Raw genomic sequence first — 22,490 nt, 5'->3', positions numbered from 1 at the left:
GTGCAGGCGCAGTCTACGCTGGGGTTTTTCTGGAATACAAGGGGAAAACACAAAAATGGCATGACCGGTCTGACCAGTGGTGCTCCGCTCAGTGATTGCGGGAAAGACGTTCGAAAGGACGGAAGCCCGGCCATGCTCGCCGGGCTGTTTGGTGCTGAGACTACTGGTTTTGAACCTGCTCAGTAGGGCACGTTGCGTTGCAGGATATTCAGTTTGAAGTCCAGAACACCTGCACTGCGATTGAAATCGGTGCGAACGAAAGTGCCCACTTTGGGATCGTGTTTATTGCGACTTTGCCCTGCGCACAGCAGAGCGCCGCCTCGGGTTTGTATTCTGACGCTGGGGGTATCCGTGTCGATCTGATCGAGGGTGATGATGTTGCCTTTGGCGTTCAGCAAGTTGAACGTGGTTTGATCTCCATCTTCGGTTGAATAAGCATTCAAGAAGTCTTTTTCTTCACGGCTGATGGTTCTGTAGTAATACGCGCCCGGTGTGAAAATGTAGAGGGTGTAATAATCGTCGAGGCACCTGAAATAAAAGGTCAAGGCGTCGGGCGCTACATCGGGCTTGAGAAACAAATAGTGTGAAACATCTAAATGGTGGGAGAAGGCAAAGGCCTCGTAATCCGGGCGCGGAGTACTGATTGCCCTGCCATAGGTCAACTTCGGAAAGTGAGGGTAACCAAAACGAGTGCTAAGGGTTGCAGTAAAAGAATTTTCCTGGTCGGTGCTCATAAGTGTTTTCTTTTTTAAGGCGAATAGATAAGTCGCTTGGACGCAAGTGCGCGCAAGCATTCGAATGCTTGTGTTGTCAGATTTCGTCTGGATCACTGAGGAACGATGCGCTGCGTTCCATGATTCGCAGCGTGAACGGAATTCCGTCGTTATTGGTCCCGGCCAGGTAGCTGTAGGGTGCGCCTCGGCGACGAACGGCGCTGATCTGTTCGCCATTGCGTGCCTTGAGCCGAACCCGCTGGATATCATGGCCCATGTCCTCAAGAGTGATGGTCCGATTGTCCAGACTCAGCAGGCTGAAAGAGCTGGTGTCGGCGCCTGCCGGCAAGAAGGCACCCAGCACGCCGGCGGCATCCTTGCTGATGCAATGGCCGGTATGAGTGGCGTGGGATCGGATGTAGAGGTGGTAATAGTCATCGGTGCAGCGGAAGTAAATGGTCATGGGCGGAGCATTTTTTACTTCCCCGTGCGGACGGCGACCCAGTAGATGAGCGTCATTGGATTTTCTGGATGCTCCGGTATAAAAGCCACCCGAAAAGGATGTGTCGGCGCGCAGGATTGATGTTTCATATAACGCCCCGAGGATATCCAGATCATGATGGTCAAGTTCCAGTGTTGCTATAAAGGATTTCTGCCTGTTTGTGGTCATGAGCTCTTCCTTGAGTTCTGAGTGTTATGGTTTTAGTAATTGTTAAGAGGCTGGTTTATGAGTTTTCCAGTTGTTACTGGGCTATTCGTTTGTCTCGGGCAAACACTAACAACTAAGTTGGTTGATGGTCGTGTTTTTACTTGAGTTTTTGTTTCAAGTTCCAGTTGCAGAAAGTAATGAGCCCGGAAGAGAGGGGGGGATCGTATTCCTGCAGGCGAAAAAAAACCGGCCATCACTGGCCGGTTTTTCATGCTGCGGGTTTAGCGTCGCAATTAAGCGCCGTAGACCGGCAGTTTCTTGCAGATGGCTTTGACTTTCTCACGAACGGCGTCGATCACCGCTTCGTTGTTCAGGTCAGCCAGGATGTCGCAGATCCAGCCAGCCAGCTCTTTGCACTCTGCTTGCTTGAAGCCGCGAGTGGTTACAGCCGGGGTACCGAAGCGCAGGCCGGAGGTGACGAACGGCGAGCGTGGATCGTTAGGTACGGAGTTCTTGTTCACGGTGATGAACGCTTTGCCCAGCGCGGCGTCGGCGTCTTTACCGGAGATGTCCTGCTTGATCAGCGACAGCAGGAACAGGTGGTTCTTGGTACCACCGGACACCACGTCGAAACCGCGCTCGATGAACACTTCGGCCATGGCCTGGGCATTCTTCACCACTTGTTCCTGGTAGGCCTTGAATTCAGGCTGCAGCGCTTCCTTGAAGCAGATCGCTTTAGCGGCGATCACGTGCTCCAGCGGGCCACCCTGGGCGCCCGGGAATACGGCGGAGTTCAGCTTCTTCTCGATTTCGGCGTTGGCGCGAGCCAGGATCAGGCCGCCACGTGGACCGCGCAGGGTTTTGTGAGTGGTGGTGGTGACCACGTCAGCGAAAGGCACCGGGTTCGGGTAGACGCCAGCGGCGACCAGACCGGCCACGTGGGCCATGTCGACGAACAGGTAGGCGCCAACCTTGTCAGCGATTGCGCGAAAGCGCGGGAAGTCGAGGATCTGCGAGTAGGCAGAGAAACCGGCCACGATCATTTTCGGCTTGTGTTCAACCGCCAGACGCTCGACTTCGTCGTAGTCGATCAGGCCGTTGGCGTCGATGCCGTACTGCACGGCGTTGTACAGCTTGCCGGAGGACGAAACGCTGGCGCCGTGGGTCAGGTGACCACCGTGGGCCAGGCTCATGCCCAGAATGGTGTCGCCACCTTGCAGCAGAGCCAGGTAAACCGCGGCGTTGGCCTGCGAACCGGCGTGTGGCTGAACGTTGGCGTAATCGGCGCCGAACAGCTCTTTGGCGCGGTCGATGGCCAGTTGCTCAACAACGTCGACGTACTCGCAACCACCGTAGTAGCGCTTGCCCGGGTAACCTTCGGCGTATTTGTTGGTCAGGACCGAGCCTTGAGCTTCCATCACCGCTGGGCTGGTGTAGTTTTCCGAAGCGATCAGCTCAATGTGTTCTTCCTGGCGCTGAGCTTCTTGCTCCATGGCGGCAAAAAGGTCGGCGTCGTACTTGGCAATAGTCAAATCACGGCTGAACATGGCGGTCCTCAAGGATCGGGGGCAGAAAAGGGGGGCATTCTAACCCAATGGGTTTTGGATGGCATATGAAACGACATCATGTCGCAGACAAGTGGCGTTCATGACAGATGTGCGGTGCTTTTGCCGGCCCAATCGCCAGCAGGCTGGCTCCCACATTAATCGCGACAGCCTGCAAATTCCCTGACCGGCATCAATCCTTGTGGGAGCCAGCCTGCTGGCGATGGCAGCGCCGCAGATTCTTCAGGCGTCGGTGCCGGCCCTTTCGCGAGCAAGCCCGCTCCCACACTCAACCCGGTTTCTTCAGCAGAGATGCGGTCAACTGTGCAAGCAGGCCACTCCCATGATTACCTGGGTTCTTCAGGGCGATGCGGGCAACGGTGGGAGCGGGCTTGCTCGCGAAGGCGTCATGGGCAGCACCGCAAAAACTCAGTCGAACATGAACAGCGCATCATTGCTGAACTGCGCCTCGAACCGGCTCGCCGGCATCGGCCGGCCGAACAGATAGCCCTGCACCTCATCGCAACCGTGCTCGCGCAGGAAGTCCAGTTGTTCATGGGTTTCCACGCCCTCGGCGATCACCGCCAGGTTCAGGCTGTGGGCCATGGCGATGATCGCGCGTGCGATCTGCGCGTCCTGCTCGCCGGACGGCAGGCCGTCGACGAAGGTGCGGTCGATTTTCAGCACGTCGATCGGGAACTGCTTGAGGTAGTTCAGCGACGAGTAACCGGTGCCGAAGTCATCAACCGCGATGCTCAGGCCAAGGTTCTTCAGCCCGGCGAGAATCTGCATCGCCTCGCTGACTTCGCGCATCAGGATACTTTCGGTCAGTTCCAGCTCCAGGCATGCCGGCGGCAGGCCGGTTTCCTTGAGGATCGTGGCGATGCGCGTACCGAGCTGACCGTCGGAGAACTGCCGCGCCGAAATGTTCACCGACACCTTGGGAACGCGCACCCGGTTCTGATGCCAGGTCTTGAGCTGGCGGCAGGCTTCACTGATCACCCAGTCGCCGACATCCACCACCAGGCCGAGTTCTTCCAGCACCGGAATGAAATCCCCTGGCGGCACCAAACCGCGACGCGGATGACGCCAGCGCAGCAGCGCTTCGGCGCCGGTCAGGCGTTTGCCGTCACCGCTGAATTGCGGCTGGTAGTACAGGACGAATTCGTTCTGCTCCAGCGCGTGGCGCAAGTCGCTTTCCAGCTCCAGACGCTCCAGCGCACTGGCGTTCATGTCGGCCTGATAGAACTGGAAGTTGTTCTTGCCACGCTCCTTGGCGTGGTACATCGCGGTGTCGGCGTTCTTCATCAACTGGCTGAGTTCGTTGCCGTCCTGAGGGCTCAAGGCGATGCCGATACTGGCGGTAACGAAGAACTCGCGGCCTTCGAGCACGAACGGTTTGACCAGGCTGGCGAGAATCTGCTCGGCCACATGAATCGCCCGGTTCAGCGCCAGTTCGCGGCTGGAGCGGTGTTGCAGGAGCAGCGTGAACTCGTCGCCGCCCATGCGCGCCACGGTGTCGTCATCGTCGACGCAGGCCAGCAGGCGCGTGGCCATGTCCTTGAGCATGCGGTCGCCGGCGGCGTGGCCGAGGGAGTCGTTGATCGGTTTGAAACGGTCCAGATCGAGGAACATCAGTACCACCCACGACTTCTGCCGCTCGGCCGATTGCAGCGCAGTGTGCAGGCGATCCTGGAACAGCGTGCGGTTCGGCAGGTGGGTCAGGGCGTCGTAGTAGGCGAGGCGGTGGATGCGTTGCTCACTGGCCTTGCGCTCGCTGATGTCGCTGAAGAAGCACACGTAACTGGCCAGATCGCCTTCATCGTCGAGCACCGCGGTGATGCCGACCCACGCCGGATAGTGCTCGCCGTTGCGCCGCTTGAGCCAGACTTCGCCTTCCCAGGTGCTGTGCTGATGCAGTTGCTTGAGCACGTAGCGCAGGTGCGCGTCCTGTTGCTCGTCGACGGTGAGCATGTTCGGTAACTGGTCGAGGACTTCGCTCACCGCGTAACCGCTGACCCGACTGAACGCCTCGTTGGCCTGGACGATGTAACCGGCCGGGTCGGTGATCAGAATCGCCGAGGTCGAGTGCTCGAAAACCGTGGCGGCCATGCGCAGGTCTTTCTCGGCACGGCGCTGCTGGCTGATATCGCGACCGACGCCAAGCACGCCTTCGAACGCACCGTGCTCGTCCCACACCAGCACCAGACGCAGCTCGATCGGGATCTTGCGGCCATCGGCGCGCAGGCAGTCGAACAGGAACAGTTGTGTCTGTACCTGACTGCGCAACAAGGCCAGTTGCTCGGGTTTGTCCAGTGCCTTGCTGACCCGGTCCATCAGGGTGTAGATGCCGGATAGCTGCTGCGGGTTGGCGATGGTCGACTGCCAGCCATTCTGGAAAATCCACTCGGCGTCGTAACCCAGCACCGCTTGCACCGACGGGCTGACGTAGTTCAGCGACAGTTTGCTGTCGGTGGAGAAAATCACGTCGCTGATGCTTTCGGCGAGCATCCGGTAGCGCTGTTCACTGTCGCGCAGCGATTCGCTGGCTTCGATCTGCTCGGTGATGTCCTTGGCCACGCCGATGATCCGCGTGACCTGATCGTGCTTGTCCCGGGCCAGCGCCTGCTCACGGATGTCGAAGCGCCGCCACTTGCCGTCGCGATGGCGGAAGCGCAGCTGGCATTGCAGCAACTGGCTGTAACCGGCGTGACGCTGCATCTGCCGCGAGCGGTGGTAATAGTCGGCGTCTTCCGGGTGCAGGAGGATTTCCCAGAAATACTCGCCCATCTGGTGCAGTTCGGTGCGGTTGTAACCGAGGGTCTGGCCGAGGTGGTGGTTGCTGAAAATCATCCGCTGGCTGATCACGTCCTGCACGTACAGATGATCCGGCACGGTACGCACCACGTCCGACCAGAAGCCTTCGCGCTCCAGCAACGACAGCTCGATCAGCTTGCGGCTGGTGATGTCGTTGATGCTGAGGATCACAGCCTTGTAGTCGTGCTGCTCCTGCGGCAGGCGCAGCACCAGCCACAGGTGCTGGTCGCGACCGTTGATGTCTGGCAGCCTGATTTCCAGTTCCAGCTGCTTTTGCTGCTGCAGAACGGCGTCGAGCACCTGGTTGCCGATAGCGCATTGGTGGTGCGGTTGACCGTCGATCAGCAGTTGCCAGGCGTGCTCGCAGGAATTGACGTTGAGCAGTTGCAGCGCCACCTGGTTGACCTCGGTGACGCGCAGCTCTTGCAGCAGTTGCTGGCGCTGGGCCGATTGGTCGAGCCAGGCCTTGAGCTGGTCGCTGGTCTGGATCTGCGCCTTGTCGAACACCTGCTTGAGGCCGGACAGGTCGAGCACGCACAACGCCACGCCGGTGCCTTCGAAAATATCCTGATAGCGCCGGCGGCCTTCGTGCAACTGACGCTGACGGCGGCGCATGTTGAGCAGGGCGATCACCGGCAGCAACGAGAACGCCAGGCCCAGCAAACATTTGCCGATGAACGCCGGCAGCAGTTCTTCGAGTACGCGCTGGCGGTCGAACAACCCGCGCAACTGCCAGTCGCTGCTGCTCAGGGGCACGGTCAGCACGGTGTTGGCCATGTCGTCCGGGCTCAGCACGCCAGGCCTGGCCGCAGGCAGTGCTTCGTCGCGACTGATGATCTGATGATTGAGGCGGTTTTCCACCAGCCACAACGGGCGGATGCCGGTTTCGCCCTGTTTGGTCAGTGAGTCGAAGAAGGTCGGGGTCAGGCGCAACGCCCAGTAGCCGCGCGTGTTGCCACTGGCCTGATGCAATAACAGATGCACCACCGAACCGTCGTCGGCGTTGCTGAAGTAATGCGCCTGGGCGCGGCTGCGGCGAACCAGTTCGCTGAGGTAGTCGGCGTCGTGGCTGTCACCGGCACTGTCGCTGATGATTTTCCCGGAGGGGCTGAGCAGGGCCAGGCTGCGCAGGTCCGGCAGCGATTGCTGGAGCTTGCGCAGCAGTGCCTGCTGTTCGTCGGACGACTGTGGCTGTTCGACGATCGGTAGCAGGTTGAGGGCGATTTGCGCATTCAGCGACATGTTCAGGCTGACCTGCGAGGCGAGGTCGGCGGTGTAGTCGATGGTGTACTGGCGCTGGTTTTTCTGGGTTTCGCGCAGTTGATCGAGCAGTTGCCAGAACAGCAGTGCCAGCAACAACAGCACGAGGGTCGCCAGTGCGCCTTTCAATGTTCCGCGCAGGGGCGAGCCGGGCGCCGGTTGGGTGCTGCTCACAGAGGCTGGCGGAGTGACATTGGACAAGCTGTAATCCTGCGGTTTGGCTGGACTGGCGCGACGTGCACTATAAGCCGGACGCCCGAAGGGCGGCTAGCATGCCTTGAGTTGTGGCGAAGTGCCAGCCCCACTCGGCTGGACTGCCACCGGTCATTCAGGTAGCTTTGCCGGTTACGCGGGAGCGTTCCAGCTCCTAGAATCAGACTTTTTTCAGCGCGCACGCATTGATCACCATTAAGTGAACGACGCGCATGGTCTGGCCGGGCATCGCCTGCGCTCCAATCATTCATCTGTCACTGACCCAAGGTTCTCCATGGCTCAATACGTATTCACCATGCATCGGCTGGGCAAAGTTGTTCCGCCGAAGCGGGAAATCCTGAAAAACATTTCGCTGTCGTTCTTCCCCGGCGCCAAGATCGGCGTACTCGGCCTCAACGGTTCGGGTAAGTCCACGCTGCTGAAAATCATGGCCGGCGTCGACACCGAGTTCGAGGGCGAAGCCCGTCCGATGCCGGACCTGAACATCGGTTATCTGCCGCAAGAGCCACAACTTGATCCGACCAAGACCGTGCGTGAAGTGGTCGAGGAAGCAGTCAGCGTGATCAAGGATGCGCAAGCGCGTCTGGACGAGGTCTACGCCGCTTACGCCGACCCGGATGCCGACTTCGACAAGCTGGCTGCCGAACAGGCCAAGCTCGAAGCGATCCTGCAGGCCAGCGATGGTCACAACCTGGAGCGTCAACTGGAAGTCGCGGCCGACGCCCTGCGTCTGCCGGCCTGGGACGCCAAGGTCGAACACCTGTCCGGTGGTGAGAAACGTCGTGTGGCCCTGTGCCGTCTGCTGCTGTCCGCCCCGGACATGCTGCTGCTCGATGAGCCGACCAACCACCTGGATGCCGACTCCGTTGCATGGCTTGAGCACTTCCTGCATGACTTCCCGGGCACTGTGGTCGCGATCACGCACGACCGTTACTTCCTGGACAACGTTGCAGGCTGGATTCTGGAACTCGACCGCGGCGCGGGCATTCCTTATGAAGGCAACTACTCGGGTTGGCTGGAAGCCAAATCCGACCGTCTGGCTGCTGAATCCAAGCAGCAGTCGGCTCACGAAAAAGCCATGAAGGAAGAGCTGGAGTGGGTGCGCAAAGGCGCCAAGGCCCGCCAGTCGAAATCCAAGGCACGTCTGCAACGCTTCGAAGAAATGCAGTCGCAGGAATTCCAGAAGCGCAGCGAAACCAACGAGATCTACATCCCGGCCGGTCCTCGCCTGGGCGACAAGGTCATCGAGTTCAAGAACGTCACCAAGGGCTACGGCGATCGCGTGCTGATCGACAACCTGTCGTTCTCCATGCCTAAAGGCGCCATCGTTGGCGTGATCGGTGGTAACGGTGCCGGTAAGTCGACCCTGTTCCGCATGCTGATGGGCAAGGAAACGCCGGATTCGGGCAGCATCGAAGTCGGCGAAACCGTGCAACTGGCCTGCGTTGACCAGAGCCGCGAAGACCTCGACGGCAGCAAGACGGTGTTCCAGCAGATATCCGACGGTTCGGACCAGATCCGCATTGGCAACTACGAGATTCCGTCGCGTACCTACGTCGGTCGCTTCAACTTCAAGGGCGGCGATCAGCAGAAGTTCGTCAAGGACCTGTCCGGTGGTGAGCGCGGTCGTCTGCACCTGGCGCTGACCTTGAAGGAGGGCGGTAACGTCCTGCTGCTCGACGAACCGTCCAACGACCTCGACGTTGAAACCCTGCGTTCCCTGGAAGAAGCCCTGCTGGACTTCCCGGGCGCTGCCATTGTGATCTCTCACGATCGCTGGTTCCTGGACCGCGTCGCGACTCACATCCTGGCGTACGAAGACGACTCGCAAGCCGTGTTCTTCGAAGGCAACTACACCGAGTACGAAGCCGACCGCAAAAAACGCCTTGGCGAAGCGGCTGCCCAGCCACACCGGGTACGCCACAAGAAACTGGCCTGATTCGGGCTGGTGGCATGAAAAAACGGAGCCTTCGGGCTCCGTTTTTTTTTGCGTTTTTTTCAGGAAGACCGAGGTGCGGCCTTCGCGAGCAAGCCCGCTCCCACGTTTGAAATGCTCCCCTGTGTAGGCGTGAGCCTGCTCGCGATAGTGGTGTAACTGTTGGTGCAAGCCTTGGATCTGCACTCCCTGTTCAGGTGCAAAAAATCCCGAAAAAGGGTCGGGATTTATATCCTGTGCACCATTTAATTTCATAACTGCGACATTTTGCGCTGTTCCTGTGCGCAATTCGTTTGTTACAGTCCGGCTCAATCTCTTCCAACGACAATAAATTTGCCGAGACTTTTCCCATGATCGAATCCGTCGAATCCTTCCTCGCCCGGCTGAAAAAACGCGACCCGGATCAACCCGAATTCCACCAGGCCGTCGAAGAAGTTCTGCGCAGTCTGTGGCCGTTTCTCGAAGCCAATCCGCATTACCTGACTTCAGGGATTCTGGAGCGCATCTGCGAGCCGGAGCGGGCGGTGGTGTTCCGCGTGTCGTGGGTCGACGATCAGGGCAAGGTTCAGGTCAATCGCGGGTTCCGCATCCAGATGAACAGCGCCATCGGTCCGTACAAGGGCGGCTTGCGCTTCCATCCTTCGGTGAACCTGGGCGTGCTGAAGTTTCTGGCTTTCGAGCAGACCTTCAAAAACTCCCTGACCTCGCTGCCCATGGGCGGCGGCAAGGGTGGCTCGGACTTCGATCCGAAGGGCAAGAGCGACGCCGAAGTCATGCGTTTCTGCCAGGCCTTCATGAGCGAGCTGTACCGGCACATCGGTGCCGACGTCGACGTGCCGGCCGGTGATATCGGTGTCGGTGCGCGGGAGATCGGTTTCCTGTTCGGCCAGTACAAACGCCTGAGCAACCAGTTCACCAGCGTCCTGACCGGCAAGGGCATGACCTATGGCGGCAGCCTGATTCGTCCGGAAGCTACCGGTTTTGGCTGCGTGTATTTCGCTGAAGAAATGCTCAAGCGCCGCGAACAGACCGTCGAAGGCAAGCGTGTGGCGATTTCCGGGTCCGGTAACGTCGCTCAGTACGCGGCGCGCAAGGTCATGGACCTCGGCGGCAAGGTGATTTCGCTGTCCGACTCCGAAGGCACGCTGTACTGCGAGTCTGGCCTGAGCGAAGAGCAATGGCTGGCGTTGCTGGAGTTGAAGAACGTCAAGCGTGGACGCATCAGCGAGTTGGCCGCGGCGTTCGGTCTGGAGTTCCGCGCCGGGCAGTTGCCGTGGTCGCTGCCGTGCGACATCGCGCTGCCATGCGCCACTCAGAACGAACTCGACGCCGACGCCGCGCGCACCCTGCTGCGCAACGGCTGCGTGTGCGTCGCCGAAGGCGCGAACATGCCAACCACGCTGGAGGCTGTGGATATCTTCATCGACGCTGGCATTCTGTTCGCCCCGGGCAAGGCATCGAATGCCGGCGGGGTGGCGGTGAGCTGTCTGGAGATGTCGCAGAACGCCATGCGCCTGCTGTGGACGGCGGGGGAGGTGGACAGCAAGCTGCACGCGATCATGCAGTCGATCCACCACGCCTGCGTGCATTACGGCGAAGAGAACGGGCGGATCAACTACGTCAAAGGTGCGAACATCGCCGGCTTCGTCAAAGTGGCCGATGCGATGCTCGCTCAGGGTGTGGTCTAGGCCGGTTCGATGCGAATCACTTCAATCACCTGATCGCCGGCGGGGCGTTGCCACAACACTTCGTCATTGAGCCGGGCCCCCAGCAGCGCCCGGCCCAGCGGCGAGCCCCAGTTGATCAGGCCTTGGCTGGCGTCGGCCTGATCTTCGCCGACCAGTTGCACCCGACGCTCGGTGCTGTGTTCGTCGGCGTAGGTCACCCAGCTGCCGATCTGCACCTTGTCGGTGGATGACGCAGGCGCGGCGACCTGTGCGCTACTGAGGCGCTGATTGAAATAGCGCAGATCCCGTTCCAGATCTGCCAGCCGTTGCTTGTCGGCCTGTTCGCCGTTGGCCGACTGCTCGGCGTGCAGGCTTTGCAGTTCGGCGACCTTGGCCTGCAGCTGCGCCAATCCTTGCGGTGTGACGTAATTGGGCTGCGCGCTGACCTGCCGTTCGACGGGCTGATCGGCTTGCGCAGCGGCGTTGTCTTCGTTGACGAAAGCGCGGCTCATGGTGTCCTCCTGTTATAGGAATTGGTCCATGGTCGCCGACGTTTGGTTTCACTGGATGTCTGGAAGCGACCTATTGCGAGCGATAAGCCCGCCCGGCGTCCTGATCTTTCTGCTGCTGCCAGGCGCGCTCGCGTTCGTCCCAGTGTTCGTTGCGATACGCTTCACGATCCTTGTTCTCCAGCATCGCCTGACACTGGCGGAAGCCGTCGGTCCAGCCTTCGGCGTATTGCTTGTCCTTGAGATAGCGCGGCACGTTCTTGCGAAACTCGCCACTGATCGAGCCGGCAGCCTGTCGTCCGCTGATGCAGCCATCGTCAAAGCCGTCGGCGAAGGCCGGTGGATAACCTTTGGCGATCAAGTCTTCGTGGGTGGTCTGGCAACCCCCGAGAAACAGCAAAACACCCAACAGCCCCGCACACCGCCACATCGCACTCTCCCGCGCCGACTCTCGGCTGATAGGGAAAGTCTAGAAGCGGATTCGTCGGGCGTTGGTGAAAGACATGTGAGTAATTCGTTGAACACCGGAGCCCCCTGTGGGAGCGGGCTTGCTCGCGAAAGCGGTGTGTCAGGCAACATTTGAATCGCCTGACACGACGCCTTCGCGAGCAAGCCCGCTCCCACAAGGGTTACTGATTGGGCTTCAGATCAGTAGTGATACCACTTCACTTCGAGCATTACCTCGGTTTCCGGGGTCGCCACATGACTGAATTCACGCTGCGCACTCAGGCGCAAACCCAGGTTGCGCGACAACGCCCATTGCTGGTTCAGGCTCAGGCTGCGGCGCACTTCGCCGTTGGTGAAGTAATCGCCCTTGGCCTCGACGCTGAGATTGCCCAGCGGGTTTTTCCACAGCACGCCGGTGTTGAAACCACTGGCCGGCGCGACGAACCCGGCGAAATCATTGTTGTGCTCGATGCGCACGGTGCCGAGGGCAAAGCCGAGCGTGTCTTCGCCCAGTTGCCAGGTGCCGCCACCGCCACCGTTGACGTGGCTGACCAGGGTTTCGTCATCGTGCTTGCCCGGCACGCGCTCAAGACCACCGGTGACTTGCCATGACAGTGGCTGCAGCAACTCATTGCGTGGGGTCAGCGAACGGATGGTCGCCAGGTCCAGTTGCTGGAACTGCCACTGGTTGCCTTCGTACTGACGCAGCTTCATCTGCAGGATTTCAATCTGTGCGCCGAGGGGGAAACTTTCGGCGTTGTCGTTGAGGTCGTGATAGGCCATGCGCAAGCCGTACTCGCCAAAGGCGCGATCGCCCCGGGTGCCGACGCCGGCCTGCCAGGTGCGCGATTCGTGGCCGTCTTCCGGCAGGCCCGGTTGGGGAATCTGCAACTCCGGTGCCGGGTTCTTGTTGATCGCCCGCAGCAGTTCGAAGCTGCGCTGCGCCCGTTGCGCATCACGTTCCTGACCGTTGGCGCGGTAGCGCTCCAGGCGATACGCGGCATCGATGATCAGCGCTTGGCGATCCCGAGGCAGGGCCTTGAAGGTCGGCTCCTGCAGCACCTGCTGATCGGCGCTGACCTTCAGCACCCATTGCTGTTCGTCGCTGCTCAACGGCTCGGCGCGGCTGAGCAGTTCACGCTCGCGGGACGGGCGGTATTCGATACTTTCCACCAGCCCGGCTTCTTTCACCGCTTTGACCGTGTCGGTGGGAATGGCGGTCAGCGGGAATTGCTCGGTCAGGCGCAGGCTCGGGCGCGCCACTTGCAGCAGTTCGAGCAGACGATACGAACAGTTTTCGTCGAAGAAGAAATAGTCGAACTGGATCTGCTTCAACTCCCATACATGCTCGACCATGCGCGCGGTTTCTGCTTGCGTCAGGTTCAGCCGGTATTCCCACAGGTCGCGGTTCTCCAGGCTGCGGTACTCGGAGAGCTTTTCCTGATACGGCACCAGAGCGAACAGCCCCGGGTAGCCGCCCATCAAGCCTTTCCAGGCGTAAAGGATGCTGTTGTCGGAGCCTTCGATGTAGGCGCCGAAGTTGATCGCGTAGCTGAGCAGCGAGGTCTTGTCGGCCTGCACGTCAGCCTGATCGATACGCAGCAGGGTGTGGCCGAACATCGACGACGGGCTGTTGAGGTAAGCCGCCGGGAAGATCATCACCGCGCTGTGCGGCGAGACGTCCTTGAACCATTTGTTGAATTCGGCGCAATCGGGCGTCGGCAGATCACTGAGGTTGAGCTGAGCTTTCAGCCAGCGCGTGCGCGCCGGATAGACGCATTGTGCGTGTCGTTCGCCGAGGCTGGCCGGGGCGTACAGCGCTTGCACGGTGGCGGCCAGTTCATGGTCGGGGTGTTCATTGCCGTCGGGGGCGAGGAAGAACTTCTTGTCGCTGACATAGCTGCGCCAGCCACCGAGCTTGGCGGTTTCGTAGTGGCCGAGGGAAATCCAGAAGCGATCGTTGGCCAGTTGCTGCAAACGTTGAGGGTCGACGTGAGGCGCGGCGGACAGCGGGGCGCAGACACAGAGCGCCAGCCAGGCAAGGCGTTTGAGCATAGTCGGCAACTTGAACAGGACAGAAATAAAGACCCAGGGAGGGACGGGCCGAAAAAATAAAACCCGCTTCCCGAAAGAAGCGGGCGGGGGTCGAGCTTAAGCCTGAGTCGCGTACTTGGCCAGACGAGGATCTGCTTTCAGTACAGCCAGGGTGTTGGTATGCACGTCTTCGGCGGTCACGTCAGCCTTGCTGAAGATCTGCTGGAAGTGCTCGTGAGTGACGGCAGCGAAATGCGCACGGTCTTCCGGCGCCACGCCCAGTACCACGGCATAAGTCGTCAGCGCTTCGCCGTTGCCTTTTGCCATGTCTTCGGACAGCTCGTTCATCATGCCATTCATGGCGAACCAGGATTTACCGCCGTAAGTCAGCGACGCGTTGGTCGAGCAACCGTTGGTGCCGGAAGTCATACCGAACGTGGCGTTACCGGAAGTGCCGTTGGTGGTGGATGCCAGGAAGTGTGCCGGGGTGCCACGCTGACCTTCGAACAGCATGTTGCCCCAACCGCAATCCGGACCGCCTGGCGCTTGAGCCATGGCATTGAGGGAAACAACGGTGAAGAGAGTACCGAGAAGAATCCGTTTCATAGCTTTGTTCTCTTTGTGTGCATACCAATGGACAGGGTTCTGGCCCCCAAGTGCTGCCTAGACAGACCCTTTCGAAGCCAGTGGGCCGGTTATTAGTTCCAGCCGCGCAGTTTGGAGTTTAGGCACGTTCCCGTGGTTCCGTGATTTTTTGCTGATTATTCGTTGAGACTCCCGGTTTCACGGGGGCGGCCGTGCGACAGGGCGCTTGTCTATGCTTTGTCGCATGGCGCGCCTTGCCAGTGGGGCACGGGCAGCGCCAGAATGCCGCTATCTGCCCCGCCTGATTGTTAAGGAAGCCCGATGCCTGATCCTGTTGCTGCCAGCTTGCGTCTTGCGCCCGAAGCGCTGACCCGTCCGTTTTCCGCTGAACAGTTCAGCTTCACTACCACCAATGATCTGGAGCCCTTTCGCGGTGTGCTTGGCCAGGAACGTGCGGTCGAAGCCTTGCAGTTCGGTGTGGCCATGCCACGCCCCGGTTACAACGTCTTTGTCATGGGCGAACCCGGCACCGGTCGCTTCTCGTTCGTCAAACGCTATCTGAAGGCCGAAGGCAAACGCCTGCAGACCCCGGCGGACTGGGTCTACGTCAACAACTTCGATGAACCGCGCGAACCCCGCGCACTGGAACTGCCTTCGGGCACGGCCGGCGCGTTCATCGGCGACATCAACGGCTTGATCGACAACCTGCTGGCGACTTTTCCGGCGGTGTTCGAGCACCCGTCCTACCAGCAGAAAAAAAGCGCCATCGACCGCGCCTTCAACCAGCGCTACGACAAGGCACTGGACGTCATCGAACGTCTGGCGCTGGAAAAAGACGTCGCCCTGTACCGCGACAGCAGCAACATCGCCTTTACCCCGATGCTCGAAGGCAAGGCGCTGGATGAAGCCGAGTTTTCGCAATTGCCTGAAGCCGAACGCGAGCGTTTTCACGAGGACATTTCCGGTCTCGAAGAACGGCTGAACGAAGAACTCGCAAGCCTGCCGCAGTGGAAGCGCGAGTCGAACAATCAGTTGCGTCAGCTCAACGAAGAAACCATCACCCTGGCCTTGCAGCCGCTGCTGTCGCCGCTGTCCGAGAAGTACGCGGAGAACGCCGCCGTCTGCGGTTACCTGCAAGCGATGCAGGTGTACCTGTTGAAAACCGTGGTCGAGCAACTGGTCGACGACAGCAAGACCGACGCCGTAGCGCGCAAGCTGCTGGAAGAGCAATACGCGCCGAGCCTGGTGGTCGGTCATCCGGCCAGCGGTGGCGCGCCGGTGGTGTTCGAGCCGCACCCGACCTACGAAAACCTGTTCGGCCGCATCGAATACACCACCGATCAGGGTGCGCTCTACACGACCTATCGGCAGTTGCGCCCGGGTGCGCTGCATCGCGCCAACGGCGGGTTCCTGATTCTTGAAGCGGAAAAAATGCTCAGCGAACCGTTCGTGTGGGACGCGCTTAAGCGCGCCCTGCAATCGCGCAAGCTGAAAATGGAATCGCCGCTGGGCGAAATGGGCCGTTTCGCCACGGTGACCCTCAACCCGCAGCACATTCCGCTGCAGGTCAAAGTGGTGATCATCGGTGCGCGGCAGTTGTATTACACGCTGCAGGACCTGGATCCGGACTTCCAGGAAATGTTCCGGGTGCTGGTCGACTTCGACGAAGACATTCCGATGGTCGACGAAAGCCTGGAGCAGTTCGCCCAGTTGCTGAAGACTCGCACTTCGGAAGAAGGCATGGCGCCGCTGACCGCCGATGCGGTGGCGCGCCTGGCGACCTACAGCGCACGGCTGGCCGAGCATCAGGGGCGTTTGTCGGCGCGTATCGGTGATTTGTTTCAACTGGTCAGCGAAGCGGATTTCATCCGGCATCTGGCCGGCGATGATATGACCGACGCCGGGCACATCGAACGCGCGCTGAAAGCCAAGGCCACTCGCACTGGCCGTGTATCGGCGCGGATTCTCGACGACATGCTCGCCGGGATCATCCTGATCGACACCGACGGCGCAGCGGTCGGCAAGTGCAACGGCCTGACCGTACTCGAAGTCGGTGATTCGGCGTTCGGTGTACCGGCGCGGATTTCCGCTACGGTGTACCCGGGCGGCAGCGGCATCGTCGACATCGAGCGTGAGGTCAACCTCGGTCAGCCGATCCACTCCAAGGGCGTGATGATCCTCACCGGGTATCTGGGCAGCCGATACGCCCAGGAATTCCCGCTGGCGATTTCCGCGAGCATCGCGCTGGAGCAATCCTACGGTTACGTCGATGGCGACAGTGCTTCGCTGGGCGAGGCTTGCACGCTGATTTCGGCGCTGTCGAAAACTCCGCTCAAGCAGTGCTTCGCGATCACGGGTTCGATCAACCAGTTCGGTGAAGTGCAGGCGGTCGGCGGGGTCAACGAGAAGATCGAAGGTTTCTTCCGCCTCTGCGAAGCACGCGGGCTGACCGGCGAGCAGGGTGCGATCATTCCGCAGGCCAACGTCGCCACGCTGATGCTCGACGAGAAGGTGCTGGCGGCGGTGCGTGCCGGGCAGTTCCACGTGTACGCCGTGCGTCAGGCCGATGAAGCGCTGAGCCTGTTGGTGGGCGAGCCGGCCGGTGAGCCGGATGCCGAAGGCCAGTTCCCGGAGGGCAGCGTCAACGCGCGGGTGGTCGAGCGCCTGCGGGTGATTGCCGAAATGATCAGCGAAGAAGACCTCAAAGAGGCCGAGAAGGAAGCAGCCCAGGAAGCCTTGGCCGAAGCCAAACCGGCGTAAGCCTTAACCCGGGCAAACTGTAGGAGTGAGCCTGCTCGCGATGGCAATTCATCAGTCACTGTTGCTTTGTCTGATACACCGCTATCGCGAGCAGGCTCACTCCTACATGTGTTTTTGCGGTGATCTTCAGGAAAAGTGCCACTACTCTGACGCCAATATTCACACAGTGACCATTCGGCGCCTTCTGGTTCTATCCGGCTTGCGCGGCAGACTTTTCTTCTATTCTCAGCTCAAGGACATCGACAGTATCACTGGATCGAAACAGCCTTCGCGTGAAGGCTGAATACAGGCTTTACCGAGGGTCGCCGCCATGTCGCGCAACCTCTGCCTCACCCGTCAATGCCTGGGTCTTGTGACCCGCATCGAATGCGCCATCAAGCCGTTGGCCGGCGATAACGGCATGTGGACCTTGCTCTTCGCCGCCGGCATGGCCGGTGAACAACCTTCCGCCATCAAGGCCCAAGGCCCGTTTCACGGGCCGGTCGCCGCCGAGTCCATTCTGGACACCATTGTTGAAAGCCTGACGATGCACGGCTATGAACTGGCCGACGACCCGCAGATCTGGAGCCTGCACCTGCAGGCACAACTGCGCCAGATCAACGGTGGGCGTGGGCGTACGGTCGGCGTGTTCGACCATTAGGCGTGATCACGGCGCCGTGTCGGTCTGCTGCGCCTTGTCGAGCTTGACCTCAAAGCCGTATTGCACGGTATTGAGGTCGGTTCGCTGATAGGTCTCCACGTGCGTTGGACGGCCATAGAAGTAATGCACGCCGAACAGCGCCGGGCCTTCTGCACTCGCGTCGTGGCTGACCGAGAGAATCTGTTTCAGGTAGTTGCCACTGTCGTCCTTGACGAAGAATCGCCAGGCGTTGGCCGAAAACAGTTTCAGGTCCACAACAAGCGTGTTGTTCTTGATCTCCAGGCCTTTGGGCAGTGACTTGGCGTCGTAGGTTTTCTTGTCCACGGTGGCGAGAAACAACGGCATCGAGCCCACGGCTATCGCCGGGGTTTCCGGGAACAGATTCAAATCGTAAGTGATGGTCGCCTGCAGCGGATCGACCTGATACGCCTCGGGCGGCAGTTCGATCGGCTCATCGAGTTTGCCACTGCGTTTTTCGGTGAAAAACGTCACCGGGCTGTCGCCGGGGCTGAAGTCATCGCCGAGCAATTCATCGTTGAAGGTGCGTCGGTGGGAGAACTCGATACGCGCAGCGCTGGGCTCCTCCACGGATTGATGGATGCGGATGCCGGCCTTCAGCTCTTCTTCAGTGAGGCTCGCACCCTTGAGCCAGTTCGGTGCCAGATCGTCATAGACCACCACCGCCGGGTCCAGCGGCTGGATGGCTTTGTCCGTGGTGTGCTGACTGAAGGTGCGCACTGGCAGATCCAGCGCCTTGCGGGTCACGGTCGCCGAGGAGAAGTCGAGCACGCTGACTTCCAGGGTATCGATAGGGCCGCTGAAATAGACCTTGTTGTACCGGCGCGGATGCTGCTGCTCGAAGGCGTGCTGTTCGTCCTCCAGCTGCTTTTCCAGGGTATCGCTCCAGGTTTTCTGCTGTTGCAGATACGCCAGTTGTTTTTCATAGAAGGTCACTTGTGCCGGGCTCTCGTTGATCGAACCGGCACGCACCAGGTATTGCCCGGTGGTGTCACGGGCCTGAACGATCAGCGGGTTGAGCTGAGCCCCCTCGACCTCGGGGGCCAGTGGCTGATTATTGCTGAATTCGACTTCGGCGTAGTTCTTTGCAAGCTTCAGCAGGGTGACGCTGAGGTTGTCATCGGTGCGGGTCTGGCCGACGTCCTTCTGACTCAGGTCGAAGCTGACCAGGCGGCGCGGCGCGATGACTTCAACTTTGCCTTGCAGGCTCACCGGTTGCGGCTGGCTCTTCCTGTCCACGTCCAGGCCCTCGATGAATGGGTAGGTCACGGTCAGGTCATCGGGGTTGTTGACGTTGGAGCTGGATGGGCTCAACTGGATGCCTGGATCGGTTTCCGACCACTCCGGTTGATAGGCAATCACGCGTTTGTTGCTCAGCGTCACCGACTGCCATTCCACGCCATGGGGAAACAGAAAGCCACCGGGAATATTGAGATTGAAGGGGAACACCGGTTGCAGGTCGGTGAGGTAGTCGGAACTGGCGTCCTTGTGCAGTACGAACAGACCGTTGATGAAGGTGTCGACCAGCGCCTGTGGGGAAGGGTAGTGCTTGAGGATGCCGAGGGTGTCTTCGCCGTAGATGGTTTTCAGCGGTGTGCTGTCGAGTTTGAGCTGTGCGCGTTCGAGCAGCAGCAGCGAACCGCCGAGCTCTGTCACGGCATCCTTGAGTTTCGGATCGGTGATGGCGTCCAGTGAATGTTCGAACGTCGCTGTCTTGGCTTCGAGGCTGACCGCAGGCTTTTTCTCCTCGCCGGGAGAGCAGCCACCCAGCATCAGAACGAGGCAAATTCCGGCAGTCGTCAACGGCAATCGCACATCCATTTCCAGTCGTCCTGTCCACTTTCGCTAGGCGGTCAATGGTTTGGACAGTAGCAGAAAAAAAATCACATACACACACGCAGGTTGCGGTGATTGGAGGTGCAAGCCGGGCGGTTTCTGGCTGTCACAGGTGACTGTTATACTCGCCCCTGATTACAACCCCCCTTGTGTGAGATTCAATGGAACGCTTTTTCGAAAACGCAATGTACGCCTCGCGCTGGCTGTTGGCGCCGATCTACTTCGGCCTGTCCCTCGGGTTGCTGGCGCTGGCACTGAAATTTTTCCAGGAAGTCTTCCACGTCATCCCCAACGTGTTCTCGATGGCCGAGTCGGACCTGATTCTGGTGCTGCTGTCGCTGATCGACATGGCGCTGGTCGGTGGCCTGCTGGTGATGGTGATGATTTCCGGCTACGAAAACTTCGTCTCGCAGTTGGACATCGACGACAGCAAGGAAAAGCTCAACTGGCTGGGCACCATGGACTCTTCGTCGCTGAAGATGAAAGTGGCGGCCTCGATCGTGGCAATTTCCTCGATCCACCTGCTGCGGATTTTCATGGACGCCAAAAACGTCGATCCCGAACACCTGATGTGGTACGTGATCATCCACATGACCTTCGTGATCTCGGCGTTCGCCATGGGTTACCTGGACAAGGTCACCAAGCACTGATCAACGATTGATCGCTGCAAAAATACCGCCCGTCTGTTGTGAAACAGACGGGCGGTGTCGTTTGTGGCTTGTGCTTTGGTGCGCGCGGGCATATCCCTGTAAAGGTCTTGGCTCGCCACCGCACGAGGTGCGTTCATGAACCTGCAAGAGTTGAATGCGTTTGCCATCGCCAGAAAGGTCGATGAGCTGAACCTGATCTCCATGGAGGGCGGGATTTATCTGCTCGAGGCGCGAATGCATGGGGCGGCGTATCCGCTGAGTGATCTCAAGGGCGAGATGCTGAAGTTGCGTTCGGTGGAGCATGCGCGGGATGTGCTGCATAACTTTCCGGTGCTGCCGTTCAACCTTGTACACACCTCGGTACACGATGAAATGTGCGGTCTGGGCGGCAGCGTTGATGAAAGCCTGAAAGTGCCGCTTGCCTGGCGCTCTGCCCTGTAGGCCTTGCGCCCCATCACCGGGCATCTGTGCTAGTCTGCTCGCCCTTTTGGTTCCGGGCGCGCCGGGACGCGCTGTGCACGCACGGCAAGTCCTGTGGCCGTCCGCACAGCGGAGCAGTGTCATGTCCGAAGTAAATCTGTCCACCGACGAAACCCGCGTCAGCTACGGCATCGGCCGTCAGCTGGGTGACCAGTTGCGCGACAACCCGCCACCGGGCGTTAGCCTGGACGCCATCCTGGCAGGCCTGACCGACGCGTTCGCCGGCAAGGAAAGCCGTGTGGGTCAGGAAGAGATGTCCGCCAGCTTCAAAGTGATCCGCGAGATCATGCAAGCCGAAGCCGCTGCCAAAGCTGAAGCCGCAGCAGGCGAAGGCCGTGCTTTCCTGGCTGAAAACGCCAAGAAAGAAGGCATCACCACCCTGGCTTCCGGTCTGCAATTCGAAGTGCTGACCCAGGGCGAAGGTGCCAAGCCATCCCGTGAAGACACCGTGCGTACTCACTACCACGGCATGCTGATCGACGGCACTGTATTCGACAGCTCCTACGATCGTGGCCAGCCTGCAGAGTTCCCGGTTGGCGGCGTGATCGCCGGCTGGACCGAGGCCCTGCAACTGATGAATGCCGGCAGCAAATGGCGCCTGTACGTGCCGAGCGAGCTGGCTTACGGCGCTCAAGGCGTTGGCAGCATCCCGCCGCACAGCGTTCTGGTATTCGACGTCGAGCTGCTGGACGTTCTGTAATCCCGGGCCTGCCTTGATGGCGGGCTAATGCAGGCGTGAGCCTGCTCGCGATGGCGTGTTGTCAGTCGACTGCTCAGCTGGCTGACACACTGCTCTCATGAGCAGGCTCACTCCTACAGTTTTTACCGTATTTCATACTTCGATCTTGTGATGCAGCTCACTGGTCGGGCGCAACGCCCGGGCATAGCAGAACAGGAACAGATTGCGCACCAGCTCCTTGAGCACCAGCGGTTCGCTGGAATTCAGGCTGCTGACGTCCAGATCGCCTTGATCCTGCAACTCATGCAGGGCTTCTTCTTCCAGTACCGCACAGACCTCTCCGGTTTCCCGATGCAGGATTCTGAGGTACGGGTGTGGGCGATCCAGCCAGGCGTCGATCAAATAAGTCATGGGTATCTTCTCCTTGAAAGGTTTCAATGAGAATAATTCTTATTCATCAAATAGCAAGTGCCTATTGGCGGATTGCGATTTTTTCCGGGTAAAGATTGCGTAAGGTCAAAACGGCTGGCTTCTGGCTATTACGCGTATATGCGGGGGCAAAGCGAGGAGGGCGAAACACCATCCCGCGCCGGGCGCGGGATGGCTGACAGCAGAATCAGACTTTTCTGACGAACTCGGACTTGAGCTTCATCGGGCCGATGCCGTCGATCTTGCAGTCGATGTCGTGGTCGCCATCGCACAGGCGGATGTTCTTGACCTTGGTGCCGACCTTGACCACCAGCGAGGTGCCCTTGACCTTCAGGTCCTTGATCACGGTGATGGTGTCGCCATCCTGCAGGACGTTGCCGACCGAATCTTTCTTCACGGCATCATCTGACGCCACTTCGGCTTCGCCGCTGGCCGACCATTCGTGGGCGCATTCAGGGCAGATCAGTTGGGCGCCGTCTTCGTAGGTGTATTCGGAATTGCATTTCGGGCAGGGTGGCAACGTGCTCACTAAGACTCCTTGAGGGATGTGGTTCGCTAAAAGTCGCACATTGTATAAGGTTTTTGCGGCGGGAGGGCGTATCGCAGAAACAACTGTGGGAGCGG

Annotated in this window: 18 protein-coding genes; 7 read left to right on the top strand and 11 right to left on the bottom strand. The window is 59.7% G+C overall.

From position 1 onward, the window contains the following. Nucleotides 1–179: 179 nt before the first annotated feature. The 4 genes from AC1UK9_RS24310 to morA all read right to left on the bottom strand — a co-directional run bounded on the left by AC1UK9_RS24310 (nucleotide 180) and on the right by morA (nucleotide 7,184). The gene (locus AC1UK9_RS24310) at nucleotides 180–734 is read right to left on the bottom strand and encodes a hypothetical protein (RefSeq protein WP_025108767.1); all 555 of its coding nucleotides are present in this window, start codon (nucleotides 732–734) and stop codon (nucleotides 180–182) included. Nucleotides 735–810: 76 nt separating this feature from the next. Further along, nucleotides 811–1,383 carry a hypothetical protein gene (locus tag AC1UK9_RS24305; protein ID WP_482578645.1) on the bottom strand — a complete coding sequence of 191 codons (573 nt, stop codon included), beginning with the start codon at nucleotides 1,381–1,383 and terminating at the stop codon, nucleotides 811–813. 272 nt (nucleotides 1,384–1,655) lie between these two features. Next, a complete protein-coding gene (gene glyA / locus AC1UK9_RS24300; protein ID WP_007963781.1) occupies nucleotides 1,656–2,909 on the bottom strand; it encodes a serine hydroxymethyltransferase in 1,254 nt (417 codons plus the stop codon). 426 nt (nucleotides 2,910–3,335) lie between these two features. Next, entirely contained in the window at nucleotides 3,336–7,184 is a 3,849-nt protein-coding gene (morA, locus tag AC1UK9_RS24295; protein WP_473013633.1) for a cyclic di-GMP receptor MorA, read from the bottom strand. Nucleotides 7,185–7,470: 286 nt separating this feature from the next. Here morA and ettA point away from each other — a divergent pair, with 286 nt between their 5' ends. Both ettA and gdhA read left to right on the top strand, forming a co-directional pair. Beyond that, the gene (ettA, locus tag AC1UK9_RS24290; protein ID WP_025108770.1) at nucleotides 7,471–9,135 is read left to right on the top strand and encodes an energy-dependent translational throttle protein EttA; all 1,665 of its coding nucleotides are present in this window, start codon (nucleotides 7,471–7,473) and stop codon (nucleotides 9,133–9,135) included. A gap of 347 nt (nucleotides 9,136–9,482) precedes the next feature. After that, nucleotides 9,483–10,820: an NADP-specific glutamate dehydrogenase gene (gene gdhA / locus AC1UK9_RS24285; RefSeq protein WP_482578644.1), complete on the top strand. Its 1,338-nt coding sequence runs from the start codon at nucleotides 9,483–9,485 to the stop codon at nucleotides 10,818–10,820. Here the strand turns inward: gdhA and AC1UK9_RS24280 are convergent. The 4 genes from AC1UK9_RS24280 to AC1UK9_RS24265 all read right to left on the bottom strand — a co-directional run bounded on the left by AC1UK9_RS24280 (nucleotide 10,817) and on the right by AC1UK9_RS24265 (nucleotide 14,395). After that, nucleotides 10,817–11,311, bottom strand: coding sequence for a GreA/GreB family elongation factor (locus AC1UK9_RS24280; protein WP_025108772.1), 495 nt, complete (start codon nucleotides 11,309–11,311; stop codon nucleotides 10,817–10,819). The two genes, gdhA and AC1UK9_RS24280, sit on opposite strands and share 4 nt — an antisense overlap. A 70-nt stretch (nucleotides 11,312–11,381) precedes the next feature. Further along, nucleotides 11,382–11,738: a hypothetical protein gene (locus AC1UK9_RS24275; protein WP_025108773.1), complete on the bottom strand. Its 357-nt coding sequence runs from the start codon at nucleotides 11,736–11,738 to the stop codon at nucleotides 11,382–11,384. A 218-nt stretch (nucleotides 11,739–11,956) separates the two neighbouring features. Continuing rightward, nucleotides 11,957–13,810, bottom strand: coding sequence for an Lnb N-terminal periplasmic domain-containing protein (locus AC1UK9_RS24270; protein ID WP_482578643.1), 1,854 nt, complete (start codon nucleotides 13,808–13,810; stop codon nucleotides 11,957–11,959). Nucleotides 13,811–13,906: 96 nt separating this feature from the next. Further along, complete coding sequence (locus AC1UK9_RS24265) at nucleotides 13,907–14,395, bottom strand: DUF3015 domain-containing protein (protein ID WP_025108775.1); 489 nt, start codon at nucleotides 14,393–14,395, stop codon at nucleotides 13,907–13,909. 300 nt (nucleotides 14,396–14,695) lie between these two features. Between AC1UK9_RS24265 and AC1UK9_RS24260 the strand changes: the two genes are divergently transcribed. Together AC1UK9_RS24260 and AC1UK9_RS24255 are read left to right on the top strand one after the other, a co-directional pair. Next, nucleotides 14,696–17,134, top strand: a complete 2,439-nt coding sequence (locus AC1UK9_RS24260; RefSeq protein ID WP_025108776.1) for a Lon protease family protein — start codon at nucleotides 14,696–14,698, stop codon at nucleotides 17,132–17,134. 310 nt (nucleotides 17,135–17,444) lie between these two features. Next, complete coding sequence (locus tag AC1UK9_RS24255) at nucleotides 17,445–17,774, top strand: PA4575 family protein (RefSeq protein WP_007963794.1); 330 nt, start codon at nucleotides 17,445–17,447, stop codon at nucleotides 17,772–17,774. Nucleotides 17,775–17,780: 6 nt separating this feature from the next. On the opposite strand, the gene AC1UK9_RS24250 is transcribed toward AC1UK9_RS24255, so the two are convergent. Further along, the gene (locus AC1UK9_RS24250) at nucleotides 17,781–19,613 is read right to left on the bottom strand and encodes a hypothetical protein (RefSeq protein ID WP_482578642.1); all 1,833 of its coding nucleotides are present in this window, start codon (nucleotides 19,611–19,613) and stop codon (nucleotides 17,781–17,783) included. 176 nt (nucleotides 19,614–19,789) lie between these two features. Between AC1UK9_RS24250 and AC1UK9_RS24245 the strand changes: the two genes are divergently transcribed. The 3 genes from AC1UK9_RS24245 to bamJ all read left to right on the top strand — a co-directional run bounded on the left by AC1UK9_RS24245 (nucleotide 19,790) and on the right by bamJ (nucleotide 21,458). Beyond that, entirely contained in the window at nucleotides 19,790–20,278 is a 489-nt protein-coding gene (locus tag AC1UK9_RS24245) for a TIGR00645 family protein (RefSeq protein WP_025108778.1), read from the top strand. A 135-nt stretch (nucleotides 20,279–20,413) separates the two neighbouring features. Then, nucleotides 20,414–20,719 carry a DUF6482 family protein gene (locus AC1UK9_RS24240; protein ID WP_025108779.1) on the top strand — a complete coding sequence of 102 codons (306 nt, stop codon included), beginning with the start codon at nucleotides 20,414–20,416 and terminating at the stop codon, nucleotides 20,717–20,719. A gap of 121 nt (nucleotides 20,720–20,840) precedes the next feature. Then, on the top strand, nucleotides 20,841–21,458 hold the full coding sequence (bamJ, locus tag AC1UK9_RS24235) for a BamJ family beta-barrel-assembly machinery protein (RefSeq protein WP_007963802.1): 618 nt from the start codon (nucleotides 20,841–20,843) through the stop codon (nucleotides 21,456–21,458). A gap of 132 nt (nucleotides 21,459–21,590) precedes the next feature. On the opposite strand, the gene AC1UK9_RS24230 is transcribed toward bamJ, so the two are convergent. Next, nucleotides 21,591–21,848: a PA4570 family protein gene (locus tag AC1UK9_RS24230; RefSeq protein WP_025108780.1), complete on the bottom strand. Its 258-nt coding sequence runs from the start codon at nucleotides 21,846–21,848 to the stop codon at nucleotides 21,591–21,593. A gap of 205 nt (nucleotides 21,849–22,053) precedes the next feature. Further along, the gene (locus AC1UK9_RS24225; protein ID WP_025108781.1) at nucleotides 22,054–22,395 is read right to left on the bottom strand and encodes a zinc ribbon domain-containing protein YjdM; all 342 of its coding nucleotides are present in this window, start codon (nucleotides 22,393–22,395) and stop codon (nucleotides 22,054–22,056) included. Between the last annotated feature and the right edge of the window lie 95 nt (nucleotides 22,396–22,490).

Source organism: Pseudomonas sp. AK-TSAG1-1 (assembly GCF_056821665.1).
This window is presented reverse-complemented; position numbering and strand designations above follow the sequence as displayed.